The 252-nt window shown below is 82.1% G+C and carries 1 pseudogene; it reads right to left on the bottom strand.

From position 1 onward, the window contains the following. Positions 1 to 252 (bottom strand): annotated as a pseudogene (locus GTW67_RS20205) (hypothetical protein); the annotation flags it as partial.

Raw genomic sequence — 252 nt, 5'->3', positions numbered from 1 at the left:
GACAGGGTGGCGCGCAGCGCCCAGCCGGCCGCGGCCACCGCGCCGCCCAGCGACAGCACCGGCAGTCCCGCCCGCGGCAGCACCCCGGGCTCCCACCAGGGCAGCACCGCCGCGCCGGCGACCACCGGCACGAGCGCCGCCAGCAGCAGCCGCTCCCGGCCGAGGACCAGCAGCACACCCGCCGCGGCGAGATAGCCCGACTGGACCGCCACGGCCGCCACCGCCGCGCCGGACCCGGCGAACGGGGCGCCC

The sequence above is a fragment of the Streptomyces sp. SID5910 genome, assembly GCF_009862125.1.
In the GTDB taxonomy this organism is placed as follows: Bacteria; Actinomycetota; Actinomycetes; order Streptomycetales; family Streptomycetaceae; genus Streptomyces.
This window is presented reverse-complemented; position numbering and strand designations above follow the sequence as displayed.